General features: G+C 76.0%; 3 protein-coding genes. All 3 read left to right on the top strand.

Going from position 1 to position 2,604, the window contains the following annotated elements:
• Nucleotides 1–109: 109 nt before the first annotated feature.
• Genes M0P34_RS14845 through M0P34_RS14835 form a run of 3 tightly spaced genes read left to right on the top strand, consistent with a single transcriptional unit; the run spans nucleotide 110 to nucleotide 2,415 of the window.
• Nucleotides 110–1,072 (top strand): GNAT family N-acetyltransferase, encoded by a 963-nt coding sequence (locus M0P34_RS14845; protein WP_291500517.1) that lies wholly within the window; start codon nucleotides 110–112, stop codon nucleotides 1,070–1,072.
• Nucleotides 1,069–1,875: a glycosyltransferase gene (locus M0P34_RS14840; protein ID WP_291500515.1), complete on the top strand. Its 807-nt coding sequence runs from the start codon at nucleotides 1,069–1,071 to the stop codon at nucleotides 1,873–1,875. The genes M0P34_RS14845 and M0P34_RS14840 overlap by 4 nt, the downstream gene beginning before the upstream one ends.
• A gap of 33 nt (nucleotides 1,876–1,908) precedes the next feature.
• The gene (locus M0P34_RS14835) at nucleotides 1,909–2,415 is read left to right on the top strand and encodes a hypothetical protein (RefSeq protein WP_291500513.1); all 507 of its coding nucleotides are present in this window, start codon (nucleotides 1,909–1,911) and stop codon (nucleotides 2,413–2,415) included.
• Nucleotides 2,416–2,604: the final 189 nt, after the last annotated feature.

Below are 2,604 nucleotides of genomic sequence, written 5' to 3'. Positions count from 1 at the left end.
TGGCCGCCTCCATCATGACCCTGCCCATGTTCCCGGACATGACCCCGGAGCAGGTGGAGACCGTGTGCGCCCGGCTGCGCGAGGCCCTGGCCGGGGCCGGGGTGCGCTGATGGACCGGGTGCGCGCCTGCGCCGAGGGCGACCTGGCCGGGGCCGCGGCCCTGGCCGGGGCCTACCCCTACGGCCACTGGACCCTGCTGCCCGAGGACGCGCGCGCGGTCATGGCCGCCCGCCTGGAGCGGGGCTGGCAGACCTGCGCCGACGGCGACTTCGTCCTGGACGCGGGCCGGGGGCCCGAGGCCCTGCTGCGGGCGCGGATGCTGGACTGGGACAGCGATTTCTTCGGCTTCCCCTGCGGGACGCTGTCCTTTGTCCACGCCCGGGGCGACGGCCCCGCGCGCCTTGGGGCCTACCGGGAGCTGCTGCCCCGGGCGGCGCGCTGGTTTCGTGCGCGCGGGGCGCGGTTCGTGACCGTCAAGTGCGACTCCCGCGACACGGCCCTGGTGCAGGCCCTGACCGAGGCCGGCTGCCGCATGGTCGAGGTCCAGGTCAACCTGTGGCACGACCTGGCCCGCATCCCGGCCCCGGGCCTCGCCCCGGGCTTCGCCCTGCGCGCCTCGCGCGACGAGGACCTGCCCGCCCTGCGCGACGTTTCGGCGGCCTCGCGCTGGGACCGCTTCCACGCCGACCACGCCTTCCCCGCCGGGCTGACCGACGCCTTCCGCCGCACCTGGATCGGCAACCTGCACGCCTCGGCCTCCGACGAGGTGCTGGTGGCCGAGGCCGACGGCCGGGCGGCGGGCTTCGTGACCACGCGCCTGGACCCGCAGATGCAGGCCGGGCAGATCAAGCTCGTGGGCGTGGCCCCCGCCAGCCGGGCGCGCGGGCTGGGCACGGCCCTGGTGCTCCGGGCCCTGGAGTCCATGCGCGGCCGGGCCGTGCGGATGCTTGTGCAGACCCAGGCCAGCAACTGCGAGTCCGTGCGCCTGTATCTCAAGGCGGGCTTCGCCTGGGCGCCCTCGGGGGCGACCTTCCACTGGTGGTCGCCGGGGGCGGCCCCGGGAGCGGCATGACCGCCCGGCCCGTGGTGACCGTGCTCATGGCCGTGTACGATCCCGACCCCGCGCAACTGCGCGAGGCGGCGCAGTCCATCCTTGGCCAGACGTTTTCCGATTTCGAGTTCCTCATCGTCGACGACGGCGGCGGCCCGGCCACGCGCGAGGCCCTGGGCGCCCTGGCCGGGTCCGACGCGCGGGTCCGGCTTGTGCGCAACGAGGCCAACCTCGGGCTGACGCGCGCCCTGAACCGGGGCCTCGCGGCGGCCGCCGGCACCTACGTCGCCCGCCAGGACGCCGACGACGTGTCCTTTCCCCAGCGGCTGGCCCGGCAGGTGCGCGCCTTCGAGGAGCGCCCCGAGCTTGTCCTGCTCGGGGCCAACTGCCTGGACCTGGGGGCGGACGGCAGCCGTCGGCCGTGGGGCGCGTGGAGCGGCCCGGAACTGGAGGGGCTGGTCTTCCGGCGCAACCCCTTCCCGCACAGCTCGGTGATGTTCCGCCGCGCCGAGGTCCTGGCCGCCGGGGGCTACGACGAGTCCTATGACACCACCCAGGACTTCGAGCTGTGGATGCGCCTGGCCGCGCGGGGGGCGCGCCTGGACATGATCCCCGAGCCGCTGCTTCTGCGCCGGGTGGGCGGGCGCTCCATCACCGCGCGCCGGAAGTGGCGCCAGTGCCTCAACTCCCTGCGCGCCCGCCTGGCCCACCCCGGGGCCGGGCTGGCCGTGGCCTGGCGGGAGAGCCTGCGCCAGTTCGCCGTGGCGGCCCTGCCGCCGGGGCTGGCCCTCTGGCTGCGGGCCCGCAGGCGCCGCCCGCGCTGAGCCGCGCGGGCGCGACGGATCCAGGAGAGAGCCATGTGCGGAATTTCCGGTCTGCTGCTCCCCGGCCACGGCAGGGACACCCTCGTCCCGGCCGTCGAGGCCATGACGCGCACCCTGGCCCATCGCGGCCCCGACGGCGAGGGCGCCTGGTGCGCGCCGGGAGTGGCCCTGGCCCACCGGCGCCTGGCCATCCTCGACCTCTCGCCTGCGGGCGCCCAGCCCATGCGCTCGGCCTCGGGCCGCTTCACCGTGACCTTCAACGGGGAGATCTACAACTTCCGCGAACTGCGCGCCGCCCTTGCGGGCCGGGGCCATACGTTCACCGGCGGCTCGGACACCGAGGTCATGCTGGCGGCCTTCGAGCAGTGGGGCGTGCGCGGGGCGCTGCCGCGCCTGGCGGGCATGTTCGCCTTCGGCCTCTGGGACGCCGCCCGGGGCGAACTGTGGCTTGGGCGCGACCGGCTGGGCGTCAAGCCCCTGTACTACAGCGTCCTGCCCGGCGGAGGCGGGGCGCAGCCCGGGCTGGCCTTCGCCTCGTAGCTCAAGGCCCTGCGCGCGGCCCCGGGGTTCGACCCCGCCCTGGACCGTGCGGTGCTGCCCCTTTTCCTGCGCCACGGCTACATCCCCGCCCCCGGGACCATCTACCGCGCCGCGCGCAAGCTGCCCCCCGGCTGGCCCGGGCCGTCACCGAGGCCATGCAGGCGCTGGGCATGCAGGGCGGCGACTTCG

Origin of the sequence: Desulfocurvus sp. (assembly GCF_023230885.1) — a bacterium.
Taxonomy (GTDB): domain Bacteria; phylum Desulfobacterota; class Desulfovibrionia; order Desulfovibrionales; family Desulfovibrionaceae; genus Desulfocurvus.
The sequence above is the reverse complement of the archived record's forward strand: the minus strand, read 5'-3'. Positions and strand labels throughout refer to the sequence as shown.